The 24,434-nt window shown below is 73.7% G+C and carries 23 protein-coding genes; 5 read left to right on the top strand and 18 right to left on the bottom strand.

Annotated features, from left to right (window positions below; all coding sequences use genetic code 11):
* Positions 1-3: 3 nt before the first annotated feature.
* The 6 genes from ABEB09_RS29355 to ABEB09_RS29380 all read right to left on the bottom strand — a co-directional run bounded on the left by ABEB09_RS29355 (position 4) and on the right by ABEB09_RS29380 (position 4,030).
* Entirely contained in the window at positions 4-441 is a 438-nt protein-coding gene (locus tag ABEB09_RS29355; protein ID WP_345692930.1) for a DUF350 domain-containing protein, read from the bottom strand.
* A 64-nt stretch (positions 442-505) separates the two neighbouring features.
* A complete protein-coding gene (locus ABEB09_RS29360) occupies positions 506-913 on the bottom strand; it encodes a DUF4247 domain-containing protein (protein ID WP_345692931.1) in 408 nt (135 codons plus the stop codon).
* Positions 910-1,404: a DUF2617 family protein gene (locus ABEB09_RS29365; protein WP_345692932.1), complete on the bottom strand. Its 495-nt coding sequence runs from the start codon at positions 1,402-1,404 to the stop codon at positions 910-912. Before ABEB09_RS29365 ends, ABEB09_RS29360 begins: the two co-directional genes overlap by 4 nt.
* Positions 1,405-1,574: 170 nt before the next feature.
* Positions 1,575-2,249: an HAD family hydrolase gene (locus ABEB09_RS29370; RefSeq protein ID WP_345692933.1), complete on the bottom strand. Its 675-nt coding sequence runs from the start codon at positions 2,247-2,249 to the stop codon at positions 1,575-1,577.
* Positions 2,246-2,755 (bottom strand): Lrp/AsnC family transcriptional regulator, encoded by a 510-nt coding sequence (locus ABEB09_RS29375; RefSeq protein WP_345692934.1) that lies wholly within the window; start codon positions 2,753-2,755, stop codon positions 2,246-2,248. The genes ABEB09_RS29370 and ABEB09_RS29375 overlap by 4 nt, the downstream gene beginning before the upstream one ends.
* A gap of 75 nt (positions 2,756-2,830) precedes the next feature.
* Positions 2,831-4,030 (bottom strand): hypothetical protein, encoded by a 1,200-nt coding sequence (locus tag ABEB09_RS29380; RefSeq protein WP_345692935.1) that lies wholly within the window; start codon positions 4,028-4,030, stop codon positions 2,831-2,833.
* A 290-nt stretch (positions 4,031-4,320) separates the two neighbouring features.
* On the opposite strand from ABEB09_RS29380, the gene ABEB09_RS29385 reads away from it, so the two are divergent.
* On the top strand, positions 4,321-5,895 hold the full coding sequence (locus tag ABEB09_RS29385) for an FUSC family protein (protein WP_345692936.1): 1,575 nt from the start codon (positions 4,321-4,323) through the stop codon (positions 5,893-5,895).
* Between the two features lie 207 nt (positions 5,896-6,102).
* Positions 6,103-7,179 (top strand): lactonase family protein, encoded by a 1,077-nt coding sequence (locus ABEB09_RS29390; protein ID WP_345692937.1) that lies wholly within the window; start codon positions 6,103-6,105, stop codon positions 7,177-7,179.
* A 105-nt stretch (positions 7,180-7,284) separates the two neighbouring features.
* Here ABEB09_RS29390 and ABEB09_RS29395 read toward each other — a convergent pair whose 3' ends face one another.
* From ABEB09_RS29395 to ABEB09_RS29420, 6 genes are all read right to left on the bottom strand, one after another.
* On the bottom strand, positions 7,285-8,205 hold the full coding sequence (locus ABEB09_RS29395) for a sirohydrochlorin chelatase (RefSeq protein ID WP_345692938.1): 921 nt from the start codon (positions 8,203-8,205) through the stop codon (positions 7,285-7,287).
* 60 nt (positions 8,206-8,265) lie between these two features.
* Positions 8,266-9,453 carry an N-acetylglucosamine kinase gene (locus tag ABEB09_RS29400; RefSeq protein WP_345692939.1) on the bottom strand — a complete coding sequence of 396 codons (1,188 nt, stop codon included), beginning with the start codon at positions 9,451-9,453 and terminating at the stop codon, positions 8,266-8,268.
* Positions 9,450-10,127 carry a uracil-DNA glycosylase gene (locus ABEB09_RS29405; RefSeq protein WP_345692940.1) on the bottom strand — a complete coding sequence of 226 codons (678 nt, stop codon included), beginning with the start codon at positions 10,125-10,127 and terminating at the stop codon, positions 9,450-9,452. Before ABEB09_RS29405 ends, ABEB09_RS29400 begins: the two co-directional genes overlap by 4 nt.
* Positions 10,128-10,163: 36 nt before the next feature.
* Positions 10,164-11,249, bottom strand: a complete 1,086-nt coding sequence (locus ABEB09_RS29410; protein WP_345692941.1) for a WD40/YVTN/BNR-like repeat-containing protein — start codon at positions 11,247-11,249, stop codon at positions 10,164-10,166.
* Positions 11,250-11,409: 160 nt separating this feature from the next.
* On the bottom strand, positions 11,410-12,765 hold the full coding sequence (locus ABEB09_RS29415) for an FAD-dependent oxidoreductase (protein WP_345692942.1): 1,356 nt from the start codon (positions 12,763-12,765) through the stop codon (positions 11,410-11,412).
* Between the two features lie 115 nt (positions 12,766-12,880).
* On the bottom strand, positions 12,881-13,573 hold the full coding sequence (locus tag ABEB09_RS29420; protein WP_345694125.1) for a DUF305 domain-containing protein: 693 nt from the start codon (positions 13,571-13,573) through the stop codon (positions 12,881-12,883).
* Between the two features lie 138 nt (positions 13,574-13,711).
* Between ABEB09_RS29420 and ABEB09_RS29425 the strand changes: the two genes are divergently transcribed.
* The gene (locus ABEB09_RS29425; RefSeq protein WP_345692943.1) at positions 13,712-15,226 is read left to right on the top strand and encodes an LVIVD repeat-containing protein; all 1,515 of its coding nucleotides are present in this window, start codon (positions 13,712-13,714) and stop codon (positions 15,224-15,226) included.
* On the opposite strand, the gene ABEB09_RS29430 is transcribed toward ABEB09_RS29425, so the two are convergent.
* From ABEB09_RS29430 to ABEB09_RS29445, 4 genes are all read right to left on the bottom strand, one after another.
* Entirely contained in the window at positions 15,202-15,891 is a 690-nt protein-coding gene (locus tag ABEB09_RS29430; RefSeq protein WP_345692944.1) for a TetR/AcrR family transcriptional regulator, read from the bottom strand. The two genes, ABEB09_RS29425 and ABEB09_RS29430, sit on opposite strands and share 25 nt — an antisense overlap.
* A gap of 152 nt (positions 15,892-16,043) precedes the next feature.
* Positions 16,044-16,721: a phosphatase PAP2 family protein gene (locus ABEB09_RS29435; RefSeq protein WP_345692945.1), complete on the bottom strand. Its 678-nt coding sequence runs from the start codon at positions 16,719-16,721 to the stop codon at positions 16,044-16,046.
* A gap of 154 nt (positions 16,722-16,875) precedes the next feature.
* Entirely contained in the window at positions 16,876-17,811 is a 936-nt protein-coding gene (locus ABEB09_RS29440) for a M56 family metallopeptidase (protein WP_345692946.1), read from the bottom strand.
* Between the two features lie 108 nt (positions 17,812-17,919).
* Positions 17,920-18,513 (bottom strand): DUF5134 domain-containing protein, encoded by a 594-nt coding sequence (locus ABEB09_RS29445; protein ID WP_345692947.1) that lies wholly within the window; start codon positions 18,511-18,513, stop codon positions 17,920-17,922.
* A gap of 142 nt (positions 18,514-18,655) precedes the next feature.
* Here ABEB09_RS29445 and ABEB09_RS29450 point away from each other — a divergent pair, with 142 nt between their 5' ends.
* On the top strand, positions 18,656-19,216 hold the full coding sequence (locus ABEB09_RS29450) for a GNAT family N-acetyltransferase (RefSeq protein ID WP_345692948.1): 561 nt from the start codon (positions 18,656-18,658) through the stop codon (positions 19,214-19,216).
* Here ABEB09_RS29450 and ABEB09_RS29455 read toward each other — a convergent pair.
* Together ABEB09_RS29455 and ABEB09_RS29460 are read right to left on the bottom strand one after the other, a co-directional pair.
* Positions 19,206-21,815, bottom strand: coding sequence for an ATP-dependent Clp protease ATP-binding subunit (locus ABEB09_RS29455; RefSeq protein ID WP_345692949.1), 2,610 nt, complete (start codon positions 21,813-21,815; stop codon positions 19,206-19,208). The two genes, ABEB09_RS29450 and ABEB09_RS29455, sit on opposite strands and share 11 nt — an antisense overlap.
* A 220-nt stretch (positions 21,816-22,035) precedes the next feature.
* A complete protein-coding gene (locus tag ABEB09_RS29460; protein ID WP_345692950.1) occupies positions 22,036-22,719 on the bottom strand; it encodes a glycerophosphodiester phosphodiesterase in 684 nt (227 codons plus the stop codon).
* 288 nt (positions 22,720-23,007) lie between these two features.
* Between ABEB09_RS29460 and ABEB09_RS29465 the strand changes: the two genes are divergently transcribed.
* Complete coding sequence (locus ABEB09_RS29465) at positions 23,008-24,405, top strand: DUF6421 family protein (protein WP_345692951.1); 1,398 nt, start codon at positions 23,008-23,010, stop codon at positions 24,403-24,405.
* Positions 24,406-24,434: the final 29 nt, after the last annotated feature.

Here is a 24,434-nt window from a genome sequence, read left to right on the forward strand (position 1 = left end):
GGGTCAGGAGACCGCGGCGCCGACCATGAAGGCCGTACCGATGTACATGGCGGCCTGCACCCAGGCGGCGGGGTGCGGGCGGTCGCCGTTGTCGTCGAGCACGGTGGCACCCAGGCGTCCGGGCGTCAGCAGGCCGACGACGAGGGAGATGACGGTCATCACGGCGACGCCGGCCAGGCCGTACAGCAGCGTGCTCAGCAGGCCGTAGCGCAGCCCCAGCTCGGACTCGCTGGCCCGGATGGACTGCTCGATGACCAGGCCGACGGCCACCGTCTGGCCGGCGACGAGCACCGCGGCGCCGCGGTTGCGCTCGGTCCACACCACGTGGAAGAGCTTGCCGGGGGTGACGAGGTCGAGCGCGATGAAGCCGATCACCATCACGACGAAGCCGACCAGGCCGTAGAGCAGGGCGGTGCCTGCCGACTCGAAGATCTGTGCCACGGGGATGCCTTTCGGGACGTCGTCCAGGAGTGGGGTGGAGGTACGGGCGTGGGGACGGGCCGGGTCACTTGCCGGAGCCGGGACCGCCGCCGCGGAAGGAGGCGCTGTCCGGGTCCGGCCACGAGGTCCCGACGTTCGTCTTCCAGCGGCGGTAGCCGGTGCGGTAGTCCGCGACCTCGATCAGGCTGCCGCCCAGCTGGTGCGGGGAGATGGCGACGATGTCGTTCCGGTAGCGGAGGAAGACCTTGTCGCCGTCGCTCAGGCGGGCCACGGACGAGGTGTGACCGTCGATCTCGCTCGCGACGGTGGACGGCAGGTCCGTCCGGTCGACGTAGCCGGCGCCGCTGCCGCGGTACTCCTGCCGGATCCAGCTCGACGGCACGTCGTTGCCGTCGTCCTCCGGGTCGCTCCCGCAGGCGGCGAGCGCGCCCAGGGCGAGGATCATCACGGTGATGCGTCGGGCGGTCTTCATCGGGCCTCCAGCCGGGTCTGCGTCGCCACGATCTGGCGGCTCTGCGGGTAGGTGTGCCAGGTGCGCCAGCTCAGCCCCGTGCCGTCCGCGTCGACGGTCAGCGCCGTGATCGCCTCCGGGGAGCCCGGGAAGATCCCGTACAGCGCCTGGGGATGTCCGTCCGCCAGCGCGCGGATCCGCGCCACCTGTTCGCTGAACTCCGCCGCGTCCAGGCGCCGGACACGGGCGCTGAAGCGGTACGCCCAGTCGTCGAAGTCCTGCGCCGCCGACTCCGGCAGGCCCCCGTCGACGCCGGGCAGACACGCCACGGTCTCCCGGACGGGTCCCGCGAAGACCTGGTGGGACGCGCCCAGCAGGCGCAGCTGCACCTCCAGGCCGCCGACGGTCAGCTCCCGCACGGCCAGCGCCTCACGGGCGGGGCGGCCGAGGGTGAACGACAGCTGGCCGGCGTCCGTGTCGAGGTACGGGGCCGTGAGGGATATGCCGCTCATCGGACGGTGCCCGGGCAGCCGGCAGTACACGTGATGCCGGGAACGGCACACACGGGACCTTCAAGCTTCAACTGCAATCCCCCGACTCCGGAACGTGCATAGAGCGCGCCGAGTATGCCACAGCGCCAACAGGCGTACCGAAGGGGAAGGGTATGGGGGATTTCGCCCGCTCAGCGCCCCGCGCCGGCGACGAACGCGTACGCCGCCCGGGCGGTGAACTCCCGCTGACCGCCCCGGAACAACAGCCCCGCACTCCGGAACGCCGGGTCGTCCACGGACGACGGCAGGTACGGCACGGCGATGCAGCGCATGCCCGCCGCGTACGCCGCCGCCGCTCCCGGCGGGGCGTCCTCCAGCACCACGCACTCCGCCGGATCGGCGCCCAGCCGGCGGGCGGCCTCCAGGAAGACGTCCGGCTCGGGCTTGCCCCGCGGCACCTCCTCGGCCGAGACCAGCACGTCGAACCGGGCGTCGAGCCCGGTGCCGCGGAGGACCGCCTCGATCGCGGCGCGCGACGACCCGGACGCCACCGCCATCGGCACGCCCTCGCCGTGGAGCCGGTCCACGAAAGCCCGCATCTCGGGGAACACCTCGGTCCCGGCCGCGGCCAGGTCCAGGTAGTGCCGGTTCTTGCCGGCCAGCAGCTCGTCGAGGGAGGCCTCGATGACGTACTCCGCCTTCAGGATCGCCAGCGTCTCGCGCGTCCCGATCCCGATGAAGTCGATGTGGCGCTCCCAGTCGAAGCCGGTGACGCCGTAGTGGCTCAGCAGGCGGCGGCCCGCCTCGTAGTAGTTCGGCTCGCTGTCCACCAGCGTGCCGTCGAGGTCGAAGACGACGGCCGTCACCGCCGGCCACCGCCGTCCGCCCGCCGCTCCGTACGCGACGCGCGCCGCCCGATCGCCTCCACCAGCGGCAGCAGCCGGTGCGGCACGCGTTCGCGCAGTGCCATCTCCGTGCGGGTCCGCACCACGCCGGGGATCTGGATCAGGCCCTGGATCACGTCCTCCAGGTGCCCGTTGTCCCGGGCGACGACCCGGGTCAGCAGATCGCCGCCGCCGGTGATCGAGAACGCCTCGACGATCTCCGGTACGGCGGCGAGCGCGTCGCCCACGTCGTCCAGGTGGCCCTGGGTGACCTCGATGTGGACGAAGGCCAGCACGGGGTGGCCGAGGGCGGCGGGGGAGAGGGAGGGGCCGGTGCCGGTGATCACACCGTCCCGTTCGAGCCGGTCCAGCCGGGCCTGGAGCGTGCCGCGGGCGATGCCGAGGATCCGCGCGTACTCCCGCACGCTGGTGCGGGGCTGCTCGATGAGCAACCGCAGGATCCGGGTGTCGAGTTCGTCGACCGGCATGGTTCGCTGGCCTCCTCCCGGCCGGGCCTTTCCCCTGCCGACTGTACCAATGGCCCACCCCGTGCGGCCCCGCGGCTAGGGAGTGGTGCCGCAGACCGGCACGCCGGGCAGCTGGTTGCCGGGCGAGCTGATGTAGATGTTGCTGATGTAGCCGCCGTACTGGGGCAGGTACGCCCACCAGTCGTTGGTGTACGGCGGGACGGTGACGGTCTCGCCGCGCTTCTGGCAACCGACCAGGACCTCCACCCCGTCGGGCAGCTTCGTCAGCGGATCGCGGCCCGTCGACGCGTCCGGCCGGACGTTCACGCCCGACCCCCAGGTGCCGAACCAGGTACCGGCGGGCCGCACGCCGCCCGGCACGTCGAGGGACCGGGTCAGCCGGCCGATGTCCGTGTACGCCTTGCCGTACGTCGTGCCCTCGGGGTGCAGGGTGAGGACGGCCACGATGGAGCGGTCGCCGGCGCCGACGGTGCCGGTGGAGTGCAGCGCCGGGCGGACGAGGTCCACGTCGGCGGCGGTGGCGCTCGCCGATGCGGTGCTCGTGGACGCGGTGGTGGCCGATGCGGTGGTGGCCGAGGTGGCCGTCGTCGTGGTGCCGGAGCCGCACGTGCCGGCCGCGTACTTGCCGGACCAGCCCTGCTTGACCGCCCACGGGCGGTCGAAGGCGCCGGCGATGCCGAAGTGCTGGTCGAAGCGGTCGGAGGCGCAGCGGGTGGACTGGCGCAGGTTCGTCATGACGAAGTCCCGCACGGGAGCGGGCGCGCGGTCGAGGACGTACCGGTAGATCGTCACCGTGTCGCGGGCCGACAGGGACGTGTAACCCCAGTAGCCCGGGTAGCCGGCGGGCGGCGGCGCGGTGTCGGCCAGCCCGAGGCGGGAGACCATCCGGTCGATGATCGCCGAGCCGCCGTACGTGGACCAGTAGTGGTTGGCCGCGCTGTCGTCGCTGCTGCGCAGCATCGGCTCCAGCCGGGCCCGGTCGGCATCCGGGATCGAGTAGGCGGGGCCGCGGTTCCACAGGAAGTCGAGGGTGAGGAGCAGCTTCACGACGGACGCCGAGCGGAACCGCGTGCTCGTGTTGAGCTGCTCGGTGAACGTGCCGGTCTGCCGGTCGAAGACGGCGACGCCCGCCGTCACCCCGGCGGGCACCTGCGCGGAGGCGGCGGGCCGGGCGGCCGGAGCGGCGGCCGCCGGGGTCGTCAGGGACAGCAGCGCGGCGGCGGTGGCGAGCAGGGTCGCCACCGTCCGCCGGCGGATGAGGAAAGTCGGACGCATGGCCCAGTCTGGGCGGCGACGCAGCCCGGCTGCCGATGGTTGAGCGAGGGCCCGCCATTTTTCCGGCCACCGTGCCCCCGGCTCCGTGGCCGAGGCGGTCCGGGTAACCCGTTGGCCCATGCACTGGCCCAGTCGCGAGCCGTTCGGTGGGCCAATGGCCCAGTGATCCCGGAGCCACTTGAGCCACTGGGGCGCGGGATGTTGTCATGGGGAGGTCGATGGCGCTGCGGATTCCGCGGCGCCTTTTTCATGTCGCATTCATGTCAGTACGTCGAAGGGGCGGGCAAGCAGTGCTGAAGAGGATGTTCGTGGCTCCGGATCCGGGGCGGCTGCGGCTGCGCAGCGCCACCCGGTCCGTCCTCGGCATCGGCCCGGCCGTGGCCGTCTGCGGCCTCACGGGTCACTCCCTCCCCGCCGTCATCACCGGCGGTCTCGCCGCGCTCCTCGCGCTGTTCACCGTCACCGACGCCACCGTGCGCGGGCAGGCCGTCACCACCGCGCTGCTGCCCGTCGTCGGGCTGCCGGTCCTCGCCCTCGCGGCCGTCCTGCACGGCGAACCGCTGGCGCGGGACCTCGCGTTCCTCGCCGTCGCCGGCGCCGGCGTGTACGCCCGGCGCTGGGGGCCGCGCGGGCACTCGCTGGGCGTCTTCGCGTTCATGACGTACTTCGTCGCGCAGTTCCTGCGCTCGGAGCCCGCGCAGCTCCCCGAGCTGTACTCGGCCGTGCTCCTCGCCGTCCTCACCTCGTCCGTCGTCCGGTTCGGGCTGTGGTGCTACGAGCGCCGGCTGCCCCCACCCGCCGTGCCGGGCCTGCCCGGCGGCGGTACGGGCCTCGCGCGGGCCACGACCAGGCAGGCCGTGCAGGTCGCCGTGGCCGGCGCGTTCGCCCTGGCCGTGGGGCAGCTGCTGTCGCAGGAGCGCTGGTACTGGGCGGTCGGCGCCGCCTGGTGGATCTTCGTGAACACCACCTCGCGCGGCGAGACCCTCGTACGGGGCTTCCGCCGCGTCCTCGGCACGGTCGTCGGCATCGTCGCGGGCCTGGCCGTCGCCGTCCCCGTGCACGGCTCCGTCGCGCCGACCGCCGCGCTCGTCGCCGTCTGCGTCTTCGGCATCTTCTACACGGCCGCCGTCTCCTACAGCTGGATGATGTTCTTCGTGACCGTCATGGTCAGCCTGCTGTACGGGCTGCTCGGCGTCCTCGACCCCTCGCTGCTGGCCCTGCGGGTGGCCGAGACCGGGGTCGGCGCGCTGGGCGCGGCGCTCGCCGTGCTGTTCGTCCTTCCCATCACCACGCACGCCGTCAACGACGCGTGGATCCAGCAGGCGCTGCGCTGCGTGCACCGTTGCACCGCCGAGGCCGCCGCCCGCCTGGCCGGCTCCCCGACGGCCGACCCCGCCCCGCGCGTGGCCGAACTGGAGGCGCTGCTCGGTCGCGTACGGCTGTCCATCGCGCCCCTGGTGCACCCGCTGAGCCCGCTGCGCGCCCGCAAGGCCCGCGCCCGCCAGGTGCTGGCCCTGCTCGACGACTGCGCCCGCGAGGTACGGGGCCTCGCGGCGGTCGCCGCCGACCCCGACGCCTCGCACGACGCACGGCTCGCGGCGGCCTGCTGGCGGGTGGAGGCCGCGGTGCAGGCCCTGGTCGCACCGACGGCCGACCGCACGGCTGCGCCGGCGGCGCCCGAGGCCGCGGCCGAGCGCCGCCCGGCCCGCGTGGTGCTGCCCGCGTCCGCCGCACGCGCCCCGCACCACCCCGGTGCCGAGGCCGCGCTGCACCACCTGCACGGCCTGGAGAGGGCGCTCGCCGACCTCGCGACGCCGCTGCACACCTCACCCCGCGCTCCGCTGAATACGGCCCAGTTGGTCTAGACCGCAGCTGCTACCGTCGGCGCCGTAGCGGAGGCACGCCCGACGGAGAGGGGCAGCGCGGTGACAGACGCGGACGAACGGACCACACGACGCCCGGCACCAGCTCGGGGAGCGGCTCCGACACCGCAGGCCGTGGCCGGGGCACCGGGCGACAGGCCTGCGGGTACCGGGGCTTCGACGACTCGCCCGGCCGTCGGGGGATCGGCGGTGACCGGGCCCGTGACGGCCGGGGCGCCGGTTGCCGTGGACGGGCGTGGGCGGCGCGCCTTCGTCGGGTCGTTCACGTCCGCCGGGGGGCGTGGCATCCTGGCCGCCGCCGTCGATCCGGCCACCGGTGCCTTGGCCCTCACCGGCGCGGCCGGCGAACTGGCCGAACCCTCGTTCCTGGCGCCCGGGCCCGACGGCCGGGTCCTGTACGCCGTCTCCGAGACCGACCGGGGTGCCGTCGCAGCGTTCGACGTGACGGGGCCCGTACCGCGCCTGCTCGGCGCCCCCGTGCCCGTGGGCGGCTCCGGGCCGACCCACCTGGCGTACGCGGCCGGTCATGTCCTGACCGCGCACTACGGCTCCGGCAGCGTCAGCGCCCAGCCCGTGGGCCCCGACGGCGTGCCCGGACCGGTCACGGGGCTCCTGCGCCACCAGGGCGCCGGGCCCGACCCCGACCGCCAGGCCGGCCCGCACGCCCACCAGGTGCTGCCCGCCCCCGACGGCCGCCGGCTCCTCAGTGTGGACCTCGGCACCGACTCCGTACGCGTCTGCGCGCTCGACCCGGCCACCGGCGCGCTCACCGTCCGGGCCGAGACCCGGCTGCGGGCCGGCACCGGACCGCGCCACCTGGCGTTCCACCCGGCGGGCCGCCACGTCTACGTCCTGGGCGAGCTGGCGCCCACCCTGACGGTGTGCCGCTGGGACGCTCGGGAAGGCGCCCTCGCCCCCGTCGCGGAAGTCCCCGTACGGCCCGCGGGCGCCGAGGGCACCGGCTACCCCTCCGCCCTCGCCGTCTCGCGCGACGGACGGTTCGTGTGGGCCGCCGTGCGCGGCGACGACACCCTCGCGGTGCTGGCGGTCGACGGGACGTACGAGGGGGTCCGCCTCGTCGCCACGGTGCCGTGCGGCGGGACCTGGCCCCGTGACCTCGCCCTCGACCCTTCCGGGCGCAGGCTCTACGTCGCCAACGAGCGCTCCGGGGACGTGACCTGGTTCGACATCGACCCGGAGACCGGCATCCCCGCCCGTGCGGGCTCCGTGGCCGCCCCGGCCGCGTCCTGCGTGGTGTTCGTCTGACACCCGGGACCGATCGGGGCCGGGGCGGGCGGACATGAGAGGGCCCGCACCGCGCTGCCGCGGTGCGGGCCCTCCCTTACGGCCTTCGTCGGCTCCACCGAGCCGTCAGTGGGCGGGAGCCCCCTGCGACTGCGGGGAGATGCCCAGCAGCGTCATGTACTGCGACAGCACGAGCTTGCCGACCGCCGGGTACGCGCCGAGCGGCTCGGCCACCGGGCAGTCCGCCGCCTTCGCCGCGTCGTCCAGCAGTCCGTCGGCCACCTCGGGGCCCACCACGTACGGAGCGAGCGCCAGCTGCGCCGAACCGGCGCCGCGCAGCTGCTCCGCCACGGCCGCCACCGAACCCTCGCGGTCCAGCGCGGCGGCCATCACCGGCACCGCGAGCCGCGCAGCCAGCAGCATGCCGGTGATACCGGCCGCCTGCACCGCCTCGTCACCGCCGGTCGTGACCAGCACGATGCCGTCGGCCGCCGTCGCGACGGTGAACAGCCGCGCGCGGTCCGCGCGCGCCAGGCCCGCCTCGGAGAGCCGGACGTGCAGCGCCTCGGCCAGCAGCGGGTGCGGCCCCAGCACATCGGTCAGCTCCGCGGCCACGCCGCTGTCGGCGACCGCGTGCTGTATGCGGGCCATCAGCTCGGCGTCCGGGCCGACCAGCAGCGGCACCACGACGGCGGCCGGGCCCTCGGGCTCGGCGACCTCGCGGCCCGCGGCCCTGGCCAGCTCGTAGCGCTCGACCCGCAGCGCGTCCGCCTGCTTCAGGATCGCCGGCAGCGAGGCGTACTCGGTGTCGTCCCCCTCGAGGAAGCCGATCCCGGCCTCCAGGCCGGGCAGCTCGGAGCGGGCGATGCTCACGAGCTCTTCCGCCAGGCTGCGCACAGCGGCGGAAGGCGTGCCGGGAACGGCGAGGACGAGTGCGGGCGCGCCCTCGGGCGCCGCCAGGGGTTCGGGGCGACGGTGCCGCCCGGACTGGCGGGGTCGCGGCATTCGTACAGGCAGGCCGGAAGCGGGCCCAGTGGGGGAGCTCATGGCGCCGCATGCTACTGGTTTTGCCTGGCCCACTGTTCGGCGAGGGGGTATTCCCGCCCCCTATGAATATGTTTGTCCGATGATTCGCTCGTCGCGAAACGTGTCCAGCATTCCGGGCTCCCCGGGCAGCCGCAGGATGCCCCCCGCCAGCGCCGCGGCGACCGCCAGCGCGCCGGAGAGCGGGTCGCCGGCCGCGGAGACCTGCCGCGCATCCGGCAGTTGCGCGGCCAGCTCCTCCCGCAGCGGTACGAGCAGCGGGTCGCCGATCCGGAAGAGACCACCCGTCAGTGCGACAACGCCCCCACCGCCCCTGGGATGAACGGCGGCCGCGGCCTCCGCGATGTGCCGCGCGGCCCGCGCGAGGACGCCCGCGGCCACGGGATCGCCGGGCGCGCAGGCCGCGACCTCGGGGGCGAACGACGCGAGCACGGCGGCCCGGTCCGTACGCGGGTAGAGCCGCCCCGGAAGTCCCGCCACCGGGCCGAACACCGCCTCGGCGCGGGCCAGGAGCGCGGGGGAGCCGCCCCGCCGCCCGTCATGGGCGCGCAGCGCGGCCTCCAGGCCGGCCCGGCCGATCCAGGCGCCGCTGCCGCAGTCGCCCAGCAGATGGCCCCAGCCGTCGGCGCGGCGCCAGCGGGACAGGTCCGTGCCCAGCGCGACCATGCCCGTGCCCGCGGCGACCACGGTGCCGGGCCGCTGGCCCAGCGCGCCCGCGTAGGCCGTCACGGCGTCGGAGGCCAGCGCGAGGTGCCGCACCCCGAGCGCGCGGCGCAGCGCACCCGGCAGCACGGCCCTCAACTCGTCCCCGAGCGCCGCCATCCCGGCCGCTCCGAGGGCGGCCGCCGCGGGCGGGCCCTCGGCCCCGGCCTTCGCCGCCAACTCCTCGGCGACCGGCACGATCCGCCCCACAAGCCACCCGGCATCGATCCCACGATCCCCGGTCGGCACGGGCTCACCCAGCGCCACGAACTCCACAGACCGCAGCGAGGCTCCATCCGGCCAGGCCCCATCGGGCCGAGCCCCGTGCGGCGGAGCCCCATCCGGCGAGGCCCCGCCCGAGGGCTCTGCCTCCGGCCCGGCCGGGCCGGCCGTCCCCGGCCGCCACTCGCCCGCGCCCGACGCTGCCGCCCCGGCCCCCGGTGCACCGACGGCGTCCGCGAACGCGATGCCGATCCGCAACCCCGAGCCGCCCGAGTCGATGCCCAGGACCCAGTCGGAGTGCGGCGCGGGCGCCGGGGCGGGGGTCATGGCAGGCGCCAGTCGACCGGTTCGGCGCCCTGACGCAGCAGCAGTTCGTTGGTGCGGCTGAACGGGCGCGAGCCGAAGAAGCCGCGGTCCGCCGACATGGGCGAGGGGTGCGCCGACTCGATCGCCGGGAGGTCGCCGAGCAGCGGGCGCAGGTTGCGGGCGTCCCGGCCCCACAGCACGGACACCAGCGGCTTGCCGCGCGCGACGAGTGCCCTGATGGCCTGCTCGGTCACCTCCTCCCACCCCTTGCCGCGGTGCGCGGCCGGGCGGCGCGGCGCCGTGGTGAGCGCCCTGTTGAGCAGCAGCACGCCCTGCCGCGTCCACGGCGTCAGATCGCCGTTGGACGGCCGGGGCAGGCCCAGATCCGCGTGCAGCTCACGGAAGATGTTCTCCAGGCTGCCCGGCAACGGACGCACATCGGGCGCCACCGAGAAGCTGAGCCCCACCGCGTGCCCCGGTGTCGGATACGGGTCCTGGCCGACGATCAGGACTTTCACCTCGTCGAACGGCTGCTGGAACGCCCGCAGGACGTTCGGCCCCGCAGGGAGGTAGGTGCGTCCCGCGGCGATCTCCGCACGGAGGAAGTCCCCCATCGCGGCGACGCGTTCGGCCACGGGGGCGAGCGCATCGGCCCAGCCCGGTTCGACGATTTCGTTCAACGGTCGTGCTGCCACGGCCGTCACTCTACTGGCGCAACACATGGCCCGTTCTCACTCGACGGCCGTCGCCCGCACGCACAGCACGTCCGGCAGGTGCGAGGCCAGCAACCGCCAGCTGTCGCCCTCGTCCGCGCTCGCGTACACCTCGCCGTTGCGGTTGCCGAAGTACACGCCCGCCGGGTCCGCGTCGTCCACACACATCGCGTCGCGCAGCACCGTCCCGTAGTGGGCGCCCTCGGGCAGGCCCTCCGACAGCGGCTCCCACGTGCTGCCCGCGTCACTCGTACGGTAGACGCGGCACCGGCGCTCCGCGGGCACGCGGTCCGAGTCGGCGGTGATGGGGAAGACGTACGCCACGTCCGCGCGGTGCGGGTGCGCGACGGCCGCGAAGCCGAACGTGGACGGCAGGCCGGAGCCGATGTCGGTCCAGTGCCCACCGGAGTCGTCGCTGCGGTAGACCCCCCAGTGGTTCTGGAGGTACAGCCGGTCGGGGTCCCCCGCGTCCTGCGCGATCTTGTGCACGCACTGCCCGAACTTCGGGTGCTGGTCCGGCAGGAACACGGCCGACACGCCCTCGTTCGACGGCGACCACGTGGCCCCGCCGTCGTGCGTACGGAACACCCCGGCGGCCGACACCGCGACCGTCACGGCGTCCGGATCGCGCGGGTCGGTGATCACCGTGTGGAGCGCCTCGCCGCCGAAGCCGGGCTGCCACTGGGACCGCGTCGGGTGCTCCCACAGCGGCCGCACCAGCTCGAACGTCTCCCCCTCGTCCACCGACCGGAAGAGCGCGGCGGGTTGCGTCCCCGCGTACACGACGCCCGGCGCCGCGGGCCCCGCCGGGTGCAGCTGCCACACCCGCTCCAGCGAAGCACCCGTGTCCTGCGGGAACTTGACGGCCGGCGCCGTCGGCTCCGTCCAGGTGGCGCCGAGGTCGTCGGAGTGGAACACCGAAGGGCCCCAGTGCGTGCTGTCCGCGCCGACCAGCAGCCGGGGCGTGCTGCGTCGCTTGTCGATACCGATCGCGTACACGGCCTGCGCGTTGAAGAACGGGCCGTCGAACCCCCACCTGCCGCCGCGCCTGCGGCCGATGAAGAGTCCCTTGCGGGTGCCTACGGTCAGCAGTACGTCGGTCATGCCGACACCTCCAGGACGCCTTTGTCACGGATACGGGCCAGTCTGCACCCGACCACTGACAGCGGCCCCCCGACACCCCAGAACCCCAGGTCATCGCCCCGCCACGCCCGCCGCCGGGCCGTCCGCCCAGGGCCTCCGCGCACCCGCCCCCGGCCGCCCCTCAGTCGCCGTTCGACGCCGCCGCCAGGAGCCCCGGCCAGTCGGGGATCTTGACCGGGCCGCGGCCCAGGCTTCGGCCGAGGGCTGCCTCCGCCTGTTCGATGGCCTGCCAGCCCGACCACTCCACCGGGTGCAGACCCCATGCCCGCAGCACCGCGACCGGGTCGTCGAGCACCGTGCGGCGGGCCAGCCACTGGGCGTCCGCCAGGAGCGAGCCGGCGGTCTCCTTGGCACACGGGCGGTTGGTGCCGATCACGCCGGTCGGACCCCGCTTGATCCAGCCCGCCACGTACTCGCCCGGCGACGGTGCCCCGTCCCGCAGGACCCGCCCCGCCGCGTGCGGGACCGTGCCGCGCGCCGGGTCGAACGGCAGGCCCGCCGGAGGCGCGCCCCGGTAGCCGACGGCCCGCAGCACGAGGCCCGCCCCGATGTCCTCGTACGTCCCCGTGCCCCGTACGCCGCCCGTGCCGTCCGGCACCGTCCGCTCGAACCGCACCCCGGCCACCCGGCCGGCCCCGTCGTCCAGGATCTCGACGGGACGCAGGAAGAAGCGCAGCCGGATGGTGCGGGAGGCGCCGGACGGCTCCGGCGGGCGGTCCGCCCAGCCCCGGACGACCTCGAGGTTGCGGCGGTTGACCGCCGGAAGCCCGGACGGGTCGGCGTACGCCGGGTCCAGCGCCAGGTCCGAGGGCTCCACGGCGACCCGGGCCGAGGGCAGCGCGCCGAGTTCGCGCAGCTCCTTGGTGGTGAACCGGGCCTGCGACGGGCCCCGGCGGCCCACCATGTGCACCTCGCGGACCCCGCTCGCCGCCAGCGCGCCGAGCGCGGCCTCCGGCACGTCGGTGGGCCGCAGCTCGTCCGGCCCCCTGGCCAGGATCCGCGTCACGTCGACGGCCACGTTGCCCACGCCGATGACCACGGCGGAGCGGCCGTCCAGCGCGAAGGCGTGCGTCACGGCGTCCGGGTGGGCGCTGTACCAGGAGACGAAGTCGGTGGCCGAGCAGCTGCCCGCCAGGTCCTCGCCCGGTACGCCGAGCCTGCGGTCGCGGGCGGCCCCCACGCAGTACACGACCGCGTGGTACAGCTCCAGCAGCCGTTCGGGCGGCACCCCGTCCTCACCGACGGGGACGTTCCCGACGAAGCCGATGCGGTCGTGCTCCAGCACGGTCCGCAGGTTCTGCTGGAGCGACTTGATCTTCTCGTGGTCCGGCGCCACCCCGTACCGCACGAGCCCGTACGGGCACGGCAGCCGGTCCAGCACGTCGACCCGTACGTCGGGTACCAGTGTCTGCTCGACGAGGGACTGGGCGGTGTAGACCCCACTGGGGCCGGAACCGACCACGGCGACTCGAAGCACGGCTGCGCTCCTTCCCGCAGGGGATTCCAGCATCCCACCGGCACCCGCCTCACGGGAGGGTGCCGGCGCGCGCGGGTCCCTCACATGGAGCGCGTCCGCGCGGCAGGCGGGTACCTCACATCGAGCGCATCCGGTTGATCTCGGCCGTCTGCTGGGCGATCACGTCGTTCGCCATCTCCTGCACCTGGTTGTTCCGCCCCTGCCCCAGTACGTCCCCGGCCATGACGAGGGCGCCCTGGTGGTGGGTGATCATCAGCTGGAGGAACAGTTCGTCGAACGCCTCGCCCCGGGCCGCCGCCAGCTGGGTCAGCTGCGCCTCCGTGGCCATGCCCGGCATCGTCCCCGACCCGTGATCGCTGTGCCCGTGGCCGGTGCCATGCCCGTCCGACGGCTTCTTGTCACCATGGATTTTCAGCCAACCTCGCATGGCGTCGATTTCCGGCCGCTGCGCCGCGTCGATCCGCGCCGCCAGGTTCCTCACCTGCTCCGATGCCGCCTGCTTCGGCGCCAACGCCGTCATGCGCAGCGCCTGTTGATGGTGGACGATCATCATCCGGGTGTAGGAGAAGTCGGCGGGGTTGGGGGAGTCGTCGGGAAGCGCGGACGCGGCCTCCTCCGGCGACAGTGTCCTGGCCGGCTCCCCGGGCTTCCCGGGTGCCAGCACACTGCCGCTCGCACCCACTCCGACCTGCGGTTTCGCCGCGGAGGAGGAAGGCTCCGACTCGCAGGCCGCCAGGGTGAGCACGGCCAGCAGCACCGCGGCCGCGGTGCGTCCGGCGCCGCGTCCACCCGTTCTCCCGTGCGTCAACACGCCGCCCTCCGCAGTCGGTTGGGGTCCCGGTTCCACTACGTCTCTGTTGCCATCTGTTGAGATGTGCATGCAAAGGAAGATACTGCCGTGGTCAATGAACCGTTCGACCCGAACGGCAATCTTGGGAGGACGCACGTGACCTTGTTGCGTACCACTCGTGCGCGGCGCAGACGTTTCGGCGTGGCCACCGCCGTCGCCGGCCTCGTCGCCACCCTGCTGACGGCAGGGCCCGCCGCGGCGACGCCCGACCCGGGTGACGCGCCGACCGACCGGGGAGGGGTCTCCGCCCAGCAGGAGGCCGCGACCAGGGCGGCCATCGCGAGCGGGGAGATCCCGGGCGTGGACGAGATCGTCCACAGCTCCAACATGAAGCTCGTCGCCAACATCCCGCGCGAGGTCTTCACCGGCATCAACACGGACCTGGCCTTCCAGGACGACTACGTCTTCGCGGGCAACTACGACGGCTTCCGCATCTTCGACATCAGCGACCCGGCCCACCCGGAGACCGTCGCCCAGGTGCTCTGCCCGGGCGCCCAGAACGACATCTCCGTCTCCGGGAACCTGCTCTTCCTGTCCACCGACTCGTCGCGCAACGACGACTCCTGCCAGAGCACCTCCCAGCCGGCGACCGAGAAGTCGTCCTGGGAAGGCATGAAGATCTTCGACATCAGCGACATCCGCAACCCGAAGTACGTCGCCTCCGTCGAGACCGCCTGCGGCTCGCACACCCACACGCTCGTGCCGCACGGCAAGAACGTCTACGTCTACGTCTCCTCCTACTCGCCGAACGCCACCTTCCCGGACTGCCGGCCCCCGCACGACGGCATCTCCGTCATCAAGGTCCCGCGCAGCGCGCCCGAGAAGGCGGCCGTCGTCGGCTTCCCGGTGCTGTTCCCCGGCGAGGGCCCCGACGGCGGCGGCAACCCCGGCGCGCCCACCAACCCGGGCGTCAGCAAGACCACCGGCTGCCACGACATCACGGTGCTGCCCTCCAAGGACCTGGCCGCCGGCGCCTGCATGGGCGACGGGATCCTGTTCTCCATCAAGGACCCCGAGCGGCCCAAGGTGATCGACCGGGTCCAGGACAACACCAACTTCGCCTTCTGGCACTCCGCCACCTTCAACCAGAAGGCGAACAAGGTGGTCTTCACCGACGAGCTGGGCGGCGGCGTCGCCGCCACCTGCAACGAGCGCACCGGCCCGAACCGCGGCGCCGACGGCATCTACGACATCGTCGGCAGGGGCGACCACCGCAAGCTGGTCTTCCGCAGCTACTACAAGATCGGCCGCCACCAGGCCGACACCGAGAACTGCGTCGCCCACAACGGCTCGCTCATCCCGGTCAAGGGCAAGGACCTCATGGTCCAGTCCTGGTACCAGGGCGGCGTCTCCGTCTGGGACTTCACCGACTCCGACCGCCCCAAGGAGATCGCCTACTTCGAGCGCGGTCCGCTCAGCGCCGACACACTCGTCGGGGGCGGCACCTGGTCCGCGTACTACTACAACGGCTACATCTACTCGAACGACGAGAAGAAGGGCCTCGACGTCCTGAAACTCGACGACCGTCGTACGGACCCGGCCAAGCGGGTCCGGATGGACGAGCTGAACGTACAGACGCAGCCCGACTACTTCGACGACTTCGACCGCTGAGCCACGCCGGCCGCCTCAGGCACCGGCTCCACCGCACCACCCGTTCCGCCGGGCGGCCGGCCATCCGGCCCGTCGTCCGGCGGAACGCCCAGCTCCCAGTCCAGGCCGTACCGCTGGAACAGCTCCGCGCGCAGCCGCGCCCTCGGCATCGGCGCCCCCGGAAGCAGCACCGCGAACACGGCGCCCATCAGCAGCGCCCGCAGCAGCGGATAGTCGGCGTCGACGTCCCGCGAGCCGTAGCGCTCCACCGTGTCCTTCAACAGGGCGGCGAGCCGCTGCTGCTCCGGACACTGCACGAACCCCTCGGCCTGGAGGATCCCCGCCATGTGGGTCCGCATGAGCCGCGGCTCGTCCACCGCCAGGCCCAGGATCGCGTCGATGGCCCGCGCCAGCCGCTCCCGGCCGTCCTCGCTGCGCGGCTCCCGCTCCAGCGCGGCCTCCAGCGTGCGGTGCATCAGCCGGTGCACCGCCGACTGCAGCAGCTGCCGCTTGCCGGGGAAGTAGTACGAGATCAGACCGCGCGCCGAACCCGCCCGGTCCGCGATGTCGCCGAGCGTCGTCTCCTCGTACCCGCGCTGCGCCACGAGCTCCACCGTCGCCTGGAGGAGCCGCTCGCGGGATCGCCGGCGAAGCTCTTCATTGACCGATGCGCTCCGCGGGGACATGCTTAACTCCTGCGTTGACTGGCTCCCAGCCAATATACTCAGCGCGTCCCTGTCGCGACGCATCGCGCCGACGGCCGGGGCGTGCCATCCGGACCGGGCGACGCGGGGGATCGTCCGGTCCGGATGGCCCTTTTCCCCAGGTCGGAGCCACTTCAGCCGCGCCGGCCGGCCATGTGGCGGGCGTGCACGGCGATCGCCAGGGCCACCACGCAGGCGCCCAGCAGCCACCCGGCCACCACGTCGGACACCCAGTGCACCCCGAGGTACACCCGGGTCAGCCCCACGCCGACGGCCGACACCACGCCCACCGCCACCAGGGGCCGCGCCGCACGTGCCGCCCGCGCCCCGTGGGTCACGGCCACCCACCACAGCAGGCCGAACGTCACCACCACGGTCATGGCATGACCCGACGGGAACGCCGCGAAGTCGGCCGCGTCCACGGGGTCCTCCCACCGCGGCCGGTCCCGGCCCACCAGCGCCTTCAGCGCCTGCTGGAGGCCGGACGCCAGCACGCTCACCACCACGAGCAGCCCCGCCGGCCACCGCTCGCCGCGCCGCCACAACACGACGGCCACCACCGCGACCAGGCCCCGCATCGTCCACGGGTCCCACACCCAGTCCGTCAGCACCCGGTTGACGCCCGTGGCGACCGGGCTGCTCACCGCCGACGCGTGCAGTGCCTCCGCCACCGCCCGGTCGAACGCCATGAGCGGACCCCAGCCGGCGACCACCAGCACCAGCAGCGCGAGGGCGAGGACCCCGGTCCAGCCGGCGACGGCACGGGCGTGAGGGGCACGAGTGGGCGGTGGGGCGAGTGTGGGGGAGCGCATGCAGGGATACTGCCCGACGCCCGGCAGGTGGGAGGCCTTTCCCCACCCCGCCCGTTTCCGAATCGAGGGCTCCGCCCCCGAACCCCCGTTCCACAAACGCCGGAGTGGCTGACTTCAGCCCGTCCGGCGCTCGAGGACGAGGGCCGGATACGCCCTAACCCAGCGCGTTCAGCGCCGGTGCCAGCGCCACCAGCAGAGGGACGGCCGGAACCAGCGCTGCCGCCGCCGTCAGCCGGAGCCGGTGGACCGGCGTCAGCCTCGGCTCCGCCGTCAGCAGACGGTTGACGCGCCGGGGCACCTCGGCGCCGGGCGCCGGGCAGGGCCCGAACACCCCGCGGTCCTCGTTCAGCCCCACGAGCGCCAGCGCGATCGTCAGCCGCCCGTACCGCTTGGACGCCGAGTCGTCCGCGGCCAGCTCGACCAGCCGGTGCATCTCGTCGCGGAACGCCGCGAACACCGGGATGCGCGGGAAGCCCGTGGCCAGCGCCGAGGCGCAGTGCAGCAGCCAGTCGTGGCGCGCCCGCGCGTGCCCCTGCTCATGGGCCAGCACAGCATCGATCTGGCGGCCCTTCAGACGGCGCAACGCGGCGGTGGTGATGACCAGTCGGGGCGCGGTGCCCGGCAGCCACCAGGCGCCCGGACTGTCGCCCTCCAACAGCACCAGCGGCCCCGCCCCGGGCTCCTCGCCCGGCAACAGCGGGGCCCGCACCAGGAGTTCGGCACGCTGCCGCCTGCGGCGCGCCCGCGCCCGGCGCACCTCCTGGGTGAGCATCGCCCCGGTCCACACCCCGCCGCACGCCAGCAGGACGGCCAGCACGGCGGACCAGGGGCCGAGCGCCCCGAGCGCGTACGCCTCCACCACCGCGCGCGGCGCCGGGGCGAACACATGGCCCCGTACGGCCTGCCAGGCCGCCGCCGCGCTGAACGTCATCGACAGGGCGAAACTGAGCAGCACCGCCGCCACCACGCACTGCCACACCCACAGCGCCACTATGGGTTCGCGCTCCACCCAGTCGGCCCGCGCCAGCAGACGCGGGGCCACCACGGCGGCGAGCACGCCGAGTGCGAGCAGCGCGAGGGAGACCCACATGCCGTCAGCCTATGAGCGGCGGCCCGCTCAACGGCGGGCCGCGACAAGGAAGTGACGCACGACACGGTTTGGAGCGGCGTTCTTACGCCACCCTCACGGCGGGGACCGTCACATCGTGAGCAGCATCGCGAGCATGGCGACCGCCATGACCAGCCGGCACGCGGCGACCAGTTCCCGCCCGTCCCCCCTGTCGGGACCCGTCACCGCCACCGTCCCCGAGGCCGGCGCCACGGCGGCCACCGGCACCAGCCGGGCCCCCGCACGCAGCACGTGCACGCCGTAGTAGACGAGCAGCGCGCCCGTCACCAGCGGCAGCCCGCCACCGGAGTGCCCGGCGTGCCCCGTTCCCGCCGCCCCGGCCATCGGAACCGCCATGTAAACCATGGCCAGCGACCCGACCAGATGGTGACCGTGGTGCGTGCCCCGCCCGGCGCAACGCGCCGCCCGGAACCCCGACAGCCCCCACAGCGCCCGCGCCCCCGCCGCCCCGAACACCACGGCGTACGCGGCCCACAGCCCGTCCGGCGGCGACAGCACCGTCGCCGGCACGCCCATCACCGCCATGCCGAGGCCCATCACGGCCTCACCCCCGGCCTCCTGGCGCTCCGCACCCGTACAGCGCCGCATCCGCACCAGGCAGTACGCCGCCGTCACCGCGCACAGCGCCACCAGCAGCCAGCCGGACGTCACGGGTCCCCGCACGGCGCACCTCCCCCTCGGCGAGACGTGGAACCGGCCCCAGGGACGATGCCCGCGCACGTCGGGGCACACGCGAGCGCAAGGGCGTACGAAGGGGCGCGTTAGGCTCGACGGCCAGGACCACCAGCGAGGGGAGACGCCCACCATGGACACCGCACCGCCCCAGGTCGCCGCGGAGACCACGCTCACCTACCGCGACGCCGTCGAGGCCGACGTGCCCGCACTCGTCGCGCTCGTCGAGTCCGCCTACCGGGGCGACTCCAGCCGGGCCGGCTGGACCACCGAGGCCGACATCCTCGAGGGACAGCGCACCGACCCGGACGGTGTCCGGCAGGTCATCACCACGCCCGGCTCGCGGCTGCTCGTGGTGGAGCGGGACGGCGGGATCGTCGCCTGCTGCCAGCTCGAACACCGCGGCGAGGCCGCCTACTTCGGCATGTTCGCCGTCCGCCCCGGCCTCCAGGGCGGCGGCCTGGGACGGCGGGTCATCGCGGAGGCCGAGCGTCAGGCGCGCGCCGAGTGGGGCGTGCGCGAGATGCACATGACGGTGATCTCGGTCCGCGAGGAGCTGATCGCCTGGTACGAGCGGCGCGGCTACCGCCGTACGGGGAAGACCACGCCCTTCCCGTACGGCGACGAGCGCTTCGGCGTGCCGCAGCGCGCCGACCTGGCGTTCGAGCTGCTGGTCAAGGACCTCACGGACTGACCGGCGGCGGCTCGCCCGCAGGGGTGTCGGTACGGAAGTCGAGCTTCCCGTCCGTCACCTCCACGCGGACGCGGCCGCCCTGCGACAGGCGCCCGTCGAGCAGCAGCCGGGACAGCTCGTTGTCGACCTCCCGCTGGATCGTGCGGCGCAGCGGCCGGGCGCCGTACTCCGGCTGGTAGCCGCGGCGGGCCAGCCAGTCGACGGCCTCCGGCGCGAACTCCACGCCGACGCCCTGGGCCCGCATGCGGCGGCGGGTGTCCTCCAGCAGCAGATCCGTGATCTTCCGCAGCTGGTCCTCGGCCAGCCGGTGGAAGATGACGATCTCGTCGATGCGGTTGAGGAACTCGGGGCGGAAGTGCTCACGCAGCGGGCGCAGCAGCCGGTCGCGCGCCGCGTCCTCGCCGGCCCCGGCGTCGGCCGTGCCGAAGCCCAGCACGCCCTTGCCCGTGCCGATGGCCTCCGAGCCGAGGTTGCTGGTCATCACGATGACGGTGTTCTTGAAGTCGACCGTGCGGCCCTGCGAGTCGGTGAGCCGCCCGTCGTCCAGCACCTGGAGCAGGATGTTGAAGACGTCGGGGTGGGCCTTCTCCACCTCGTCGAGCAGCAGCAGCGAGTACGGGTGGCGGCGCACCGCCTCCGTCAGCTGCCCGGCCTCCTCGTGGCCCACGTACCCGGGCGGGGCGCCGACCAGCCGGCTGACCGTGTGCCGCTCCTGGAACTCGCTCATGTCGAGCCGGACCATGCGCTCCTCGCTGCCGAACAGCGCGTCCGCGAGCGCGCGGGCCAGCTCGGTCTTGCCGACGCCGGTGGGGCCGAGGAACAGGAAGCTGCCGATGGGCCGGCTCGGATCGGCGAGCCCCGCCCGGGAGCGCAGCACCGCCTCGGCGACGGCCGCGACGGCCTCGTCCTGGCCGATCACCCGCTCGCGCAGGTGCTGCTCCAGGCCGAGGAGCCGGTCCTTCTCCTCCTGGGTGAGCCGGCTGACGGGGATGCCGGTGCGGCGGCTGACGACCTCGGCGACGTCCTCGGCGGTCACCTCGATGACCTGGCCGTCGCCGGTCTGCGGCTCGCCGCGGCTGGCCTTGATGCGACCCTGCAGCTCCTGGACGCGGTCGCGGAGCTCGGTGGCGCGCTCGTACTGCTCCGCGGCGACGGCCTGGTCCTTGTCCCGGGTCAGCTGCTCCACCTGCCGCTCCAGGACGCGCACGTCGGTGGGCTGGCTGTGGGCCCGCAGCCGCACCCGGGCACCGGCCTGGTCGATCAGGTCGATGGCCTTGTCGGGCAGGAACCGCTCGGTGATGTACCGGTCGGACAGCTCGACCGCGGCGATCAGCGCGTCGTCCGTGTAGCGGACCTGGTGGTGGGCCTCGTAGCGGTCGCGCAGGCCGCGCAGGATCTCCACCGCGTCGTCCGGGCCCGGCTCGGGCACGAGGATCGGCTGGAAGCGGCGGGCCAGGGCCGCGTCCTTCTCGATGTAGCGGCGGTACTCCTCCAGGGTCGTCGCACCGATGACGTGCATCTCGCCGCGGGCCAGCGCGGGCTTGAGGATGTTGCCGGCGTCCATGGAGCCGCCCTCCGAGCCGCCTCCGCCGCCTCCGGCGCCGACCACCGTGTGCAGTTCGTCGATGAACAGGACCAGCTCCTCGGAGTGGCCGCGCACCTCTTCGATGATCGCGTTCATGCGTTCCTCGAAGTCGCCGCGGTAGCGGGTGCCGGCGACCACGCCGGTCATGTCCAGCGCGACGACCCGGCGGCCGAGGAGCGTGTCGGGCACGTCGCCGTCGACGATGCGCTGGGCCAGGCCCTCCACGATGGCGGTCTTGCCGACACCGGCGTCGCCGATCAGGACGGGGTTGTTCTTGCCGCGCCGGGACAGCACCTCGACGGTCTGCTCGATCTCCTCCTCGCGGCCGATGACCGGGTCGATGCGCCCGGCGCGGGCCAGGTCGGTCAGGTCCCGCCCGTACTTGTCGAGCGTCGGGGTGCCGCGCTGCGGGGCCGGCCGGTGGTCCACGGCGCCGCTGTCCCAGCCGCCGGCCGGGGGGCCGCCGCGCTGCGGCGTGGGCCCCGGCGGGGACCCGGGCACGGAGCCGGGGTCGAAGCGCGCGGCGCGCAGGATGCGGCCCGCGGCCGAGTCGGGGTTGGCGGCGAGCGCCGCGAGGACGTGCTCGGGGCCGATGTAGGAGGCGCCGATGTGCCGTGCCAGGTCGTGCGCGTCCAGCAGGGCCCGCTTGACGGCCGGGGTGACGGCGATGCGCGACTGCGGTGGGCCCTCGCCGGCGGTGCGGTCGATCTCGGCGGCCAGCGCGTCCGGGTCCGCCCCGGCCCGCACGACCAGGTCGCGGGTCGGCTCGGTGTCCAGGGCGGCGCGCAGCAGGTGCTCGGTCTCCAGGTCGGCGCTGCCGTGCTCGGCGGCGTAGGAGGCGGCGTCGTCGACCATCCGGCGGGCGGGTTCGCTCATCATGCGGGCGATGTCGCTGTACCGCGTGCCGCGGCGGGCCGCGGGGGAGGCGGCGGTGCCGCCGAAGAGGCGAGCCAGAAACTCGCTGAACGGGTCGTCGGGGCCGAAGCCCTCCGGCCCGAGGAAGCCGCTGCTCATATGTGACCGTCCCAGTTAGCCCAGTCCGTCCCTGTCCGTCCAGGATTCACGCCGAATACGGCAAAATCCAGCCACGCGGGTTCCCTGAGGTACATGGCTTACACCTGGGCCCCCGGCCCCTTGCCCGGACAGGCGAGTGGGCGCCCGGGGGCGCCCACTCGTACGGCGGATCGGTCAGGCGGATCGGTCGGGCCGTGCAGCGGTCCGTACGGCGGATCGGTCAGGCGGTGAAGCGGCCCGTGCGGCGGATGTCCGGGTAGTCGGTCGTCGCGCCGTCCAGTTCCAGGGCGCGCACGAGGCGCAGGTGCTGCGGGGTGTTGACGACCCAGGCGATCAGCCGCAGGCCCGCCGCCCGGGTCCGCTCCGCGGTCTGGAGGGTCAGCCGTCGGATGTTCAGCGCGAGCGCGTCGGCACCCACGGCGAGCGCGCGCTCCACGATGTCCGGGCCCCAGTGGTCGGCGATCAGCACGGTCCGCACCCCGGGCACGAGCCGGGCGATCTCGGCGACCGCCTCGTCGTGGAACGACGACACCTCCACCCGGCCGACCACGTCGCGCCGGTGCATCACCTCGGCGAGCGCGCGGGCGGCGGCCACGTCCTTGATCTCGGCCTGGAGCGGGGCCCGTACGGCGTCCAGCACCTCCTCGAAGACGGGGATCCGCTCGCCGAGACCCGCGTCCAGCTCACGCAGCTCGGCGAGGGTCTTGTCGGCGATCGGCCCGGTCCCGTCGGTGGTCCGGTCGACCTCGGCGTCGTGCATGACGACGAGTGCGCCGTCCTTGCTCAGGTGCAGATCCAGCTCGATGGCGTCCATGCCCGACTGCTCGGCCCGGACGAAGGAGCGCAGGGTGTTCTCGGGCTCGACGCCCATCACTCCGCGATGACCGATGGTGAGGAAACTCAAGGTCTTCTCGCTTCCGTCGACGGCGGATCCCGCGCGGGGCGCGTCCCGGCGTCCCGCAGCGGCACATCCGCAGCGTAACCGTCCGGCTGCACAAAGGAACCCTTCGTGCACGGGCCGGTGAGCCGACCCCTCCGCAAGGCCGAAGTGTGCGCCTTGTCCGGTGCGGACAGGAAAAACTGCGGCGATCATGGGGGGTCGGCAGGATAATTTCTTCGAGGCCCTCTTGTGGCGCAGAACCGCTGATGGATACGGTGCCTTGACGCGAGGTTCTCCCGTGGAGGAAGTGAGATGACGGAAATTCTTGTGCAGGACGTAGCCGGTGGGGGCGTTTCCACCGAGACCAGGGTGGTGGACCACCCTGCGTGGCCCGCGCTCAAGAATGCCGTGGAGGAGATCCGCGTCTGGCAGTCCGCGGACGGCTCCATCGGCTTCGACGCCGACGAGGCCCCGGACCGGGCGGCCGTCGACGCCGTCCTCGACCGCCTCGTCACCGCGATCGAGCAGCTGTCCCCGCTGGTCCCGCACGACGCCGACTACCACCGCGCGGTCGTCGCCGACCTGCGCAAGTGGGGCGCGTCCGGGTACGCCGTGCCGGACTTCCTCGACTCGCTGATGCTGTTCCACCCGGCGGCCGACCGGGTCGACGGCCTCCAGCACCTCGTCGTGTTCCCGATGTACACGCAGAACGGCAACCCGGACCGCAACATCGAGGCCGTCGTCCTGCGGATGGTCTGGCCCGACTGGCTCTCCGAGCTGGAGGCCACGCGCTACGACAACCCGCTCTTCTGCGGCATCACCTTCGAGGACTTCACCTCGGGCTACGACACCAACTCGGCGGTCCTCTTCCCCGAGACCGTCGCCGTCCGCGAGGCCCCCGAGCGCTTCACCTGGGGCGGCATCTTCTGCGACCGCGAGGCCGCCCGCTTCCGCCGCGTCACCGAGGCAGCCGTCGACGTCCTGGGCGTCGAACTGCCCGAGGACATCAAGGAGATGCTCGGCGACCAGACCCGCTGCCAGCAGGCCTTCGTCCTCTGGGACATGATCCACGACCGGGCCCACAGCCACGGCGACCTGCCGTTCGACCCCTTCATGATCAAGCAGCGCCAGCCGTTCTGGATGTACGGCCTGGAGGAGCTGCGCTGCGACCTCACCGCCTTCAAGGAGGCCGTGAAGCTGGAGGCGGAGGGCAACCCGCACGGCCGCGACGTCCAGTACGCCGTGCTGTTCGACCGGATGTTCCGCTTCCCCCTCACCGGCGACCGCGTGCGCAACTACGACGGCCTGGGCGGCCAGCTGCTCTTCGCGTACCTGCACAAGCACGACGTGATCCGCTGGACGGACAACACGCTCCACATCGACTGGAGGCGCGCCCCCGAGGTCACCAACCAGCTCTGCGCCGAGATCGAGAAGCTGTACCGGGACGGCATCGACCGCCCCAAGCTCGTCCACTGGTTCGCGGCGTACGACCTGGTCTCCACCTACCTCGCCCCGCACCCCGGCTCCCGCTGGGCCAAGGGCCCCGACGCCCTCGACGTCTCGCAGCCGCCGCGCAAGCTCGTCGACGACGTGCTCCCGGACGAGTTTCCGCTGAGCATGTTCTTCGAGGCGCTCGCCAAGAAGCTGAAGTCCGTGATTGCCTCCACCAAGGGCATCACCGCAGCCGACATGGAGAAGGCCGCCGCGTGAGCACCGCAACGGACGGTACGGAGGAGACG

Origin of the sequence: Streptomyces coeruleoprunus (genome assembly GCF_039542925.1) — a bacterium.
GTDB lineage: Bacteria > Actinomycetota > Actinomycetes > Streptomycetales > Streptomycetaceae > Streptomyces > Streptomyces coeruleoprunus.